Origin of the sequence: Caballeronia sp. BR00000012568055, from assembly GCF_029439455.1 — a bacterium.
GTDB lineage: Bacteria > Pseudomonadota > Gammaproteobacteria > Burkholderiales > Burkholderiaceae > Caballeronia.
On sequence record NZ_JAQFVG010000100.1, the window covers coordinates 1 to 2,336 of the forward strand.

At 54.8% G+C, this 2,336-nt stretch carries 4 protein-coding genes; 3 read left to right on the forward strand and 1 reads right to left on the reverse strand.

All coding sequences use genetic code 11. The features are described from left to right. From P7F28_RS06180 to P7F28_RS06190, 3 genes are all read left to right on the forward strand, one after another. Positions 1-337, forward strand: a 337-nt coding sequence (locus tag P7F28_RS06180; RefSeq protein ID WP_277183609.1) for a glycosyltransferase family 2 protein, incomplete at its 5' end; no start/stop codon positions are given. Between the two features lie 97 nt (positions 338-434). Further along, on the forward strand, positions 435-806 hold the full coding sequence (locus P7F28_RS06185) for a response regulator transcription factor (RefSeq protein ID WP_277183610.1): 372 nt from the start codon (positions 435-437) through the stop codon (positions 804-806). 22 nt (positions 807-828) lie between these two features. Next, complete coding sequence (locus P7F28_RS06190; RefSeq protein ID WP_277183611.1) at positions 829-1,497, forward strand: HAD family hydrolase; 669 nt, start codon at positions 829-831, stop codon at positions 1,495-1,497. A 127-nt stretch (positions 1,498-1,624) separates the two neighbouring features. Here the strand turns inward: P7F28_RS06190 and P7F28_RS06195 are convergent. After that, on the reverse strand, positions 1,625-2,336 hold a 712-nt coding region (locus tag P7F28_RS06195), incomplete at its 5' end, for a PHB depolymerase family esterase (protein WP_277183612.1).

Consider the following 2,336-nt stretch of genomic DNA (forward strand, 5'->3'; position numbering starts at 1 on the left):
CGACGTATTCGTTCGTATCGGCGGATTCGACACGCTATACGTAGGTTACGGTGGAGAAGATACCGACTTCGCCGTGCGTGCGGCAAGGGCCGACATTCCTATCGTATTTGCCGGGGCACGCGCCTACCATCAATATCATCCGGTGTGCGAGCCGCCATTGAATCACCTTGCAAGTATCGTCAAAAACGCTCGTTTATTCCGTGCGCGATGGGGCAAATGGCCAATGGACGGGTGGCTTCGCGAGTTTGCCGATGCGGGTTACATCGAGATAGATAGTTCAACAATCACGATACTCCGGCTTCCAACGCACGACGAAATTGCCGCTGCGACGAAATAATGCTGGTCACAAATACCTGAGGAACGCCAGACGAGACGGATGGCACGGGACATGCGCTGATCAAAAGAAGCCTTTCAAGTTGTCGAACGGAGCTTTTATGATCTCGCCCAACCTCATCAAAATCCTCCTGATCGATGACGAACCAGACATTTGCCAGGCTTGGTCCATGCTGCTTCAGATGGAAGGTATGGAGGTCGTCACTGCGCAAAATGGCGAGCAGGGGTTGTTAAAGGCTCAGTCATTCTTGCCAACGGTCGTGCTGTGCGACTTTATGATGCCCGTGATGAACGGCCTCGAAGTTTGCCGCGCGATCAAGGCGCAACCGCGCCTGCATGACGTCCCATTCATTCTATGGTCCGCCGCACGCGACATTGAAAACGACGGCATCGCGGATATTGTCGTGGCAAAGCCAATCCATATAGACGTCTTGCTCAGTCACATTCAAACAGCGCTCGATAGTCGTAGTTAGCACCTTGCAATCAGGAGCAAATATGATCCGCGCCGTAATCTTTGACATCGACGGAACGCTGATCGATTCCGTCGATCTGCACGCCCTCGCATGGCACGAAGCATTCGAGCATTTCGGTCATGATGTTTCCTTTGAAGAAGCGCGCAGTCAAATCGGTAAAGGTGGCGATAATCTGCTTCCGGTTTTTCTCTCCGAGACCGACCGGCAAGACCATGGTGATGCGCTCGAGGCATGGCGCGGTGAGCACTTCAAAGCCAATTATCTGTCGATGGTGCGCCCGTTTGCTGCGGTACCCGCGTTGTTCGAAAAGCTCAGGAATACAGGCGTCAAGCTGGCCGTCGGATCGTCGGCGAAGAAGGGCGAACTCGATGTGTATCTCGATCTAGCGGGCGTTAAGAATATGGTCGATGTGAAAGTCTCATCGGAAGATGTTGATCATTCGAAGCCTGCGCCTGATGTGTTTGAAGTTACGCTGAAAAAGCTTCAGGCCGATGCAAACGATGCCATTGTTATTGGCGATTCCCCTTACGATGCGCAGGCTGCGGAGAAATCTGGTATCCGAACGATTGGATTTCTGTCGGGCGGGTTCACCGAACGAGCATTGCGAGACGCCGGTTGCATCGCGATTTATCCGGGGCCTGCCTCGCTCTTCGCGTGTCTTGAGGATTCTCCGTTGGCAAGGAATAAATGATCTGGCATGCTTACTATTTATCGTATTTCGGCAATATGGCACTGCGCAAAATGTGAATTTTCGCAGGCTGAAACAGCTATAAGTCACAGCCAGACCCGCTTCGTCAGCGGGTCTTATTTCGGATAACTTAGTCTCGGTGCGCGTGCTCAAGAAAGAATCGCACCATCTCAGCGCTGGCATCCGGACCCGAGGGATCGGTGTAACTGCCTTTCGACGATCCACCGGACCACGCGTGCGGTGCGCCGTGAATGGTCCACAGCTCGCCATCGATGCCTTCTCGAGATTTCATTCGCTGTACCGAATATTGGCGAATCGAAGCGTTACCGACAGACGCACGATTCGACGTTGAATCGCTCGCATGAAAGCCGCTCATCAACTCGCTCGCGTTGCTCGGATGCACGGTCGCGTCGGCATCGCCATGAAAGACGATCTGAGGGCATTTGGGCTCAGGCATTTCGCGGCCTGCTGGACGAGCCATATGCATTGCATTGGGAGTCAGTTTGCCGCCGCGCATCGCCGCGAGCGCGGACGGCAAATCGTGAGCGTGTCCGACGGGCAAACCGGAATGGACGCCGATCGCCGCATACAGATCCGGATAGGCTTGGCCCATGATGGCCGCCATCGCGCCACCCGCCGACAGGCCCGCCACGTACACACGATTCGGATCCACGTTGTCGAGCGCGATTATCTCGCGCGTAATACCCGCAATCAGCGACGGTTCGCCTCGATCACGTTTCTGATCCCCCGGCTTGAACCAGTTCCAGCACTTCGATGTATTCGCAGTTTGCGGCTGGATGGGATACGCGACCACGAAGCCGTGCTGTTCAGCGAGCAGATTC

Bases quoted from the DNA above. Each gene is read 5' to 3' on its own strand.
- P7F28_RS06185 (WP_277183610.1), top strand. From the start codon at position 435: ATGATCTCGCCCAACCTCATCAAAATCCTCCTGATCGATGACGAACCA.
- P7F28_RS06190 (WP_277183611.1), top strand. From the start codon at position 829: ATGATCCGCGCCGTAATCTTTGACATCGACGGAACGCTGATCGATTCC.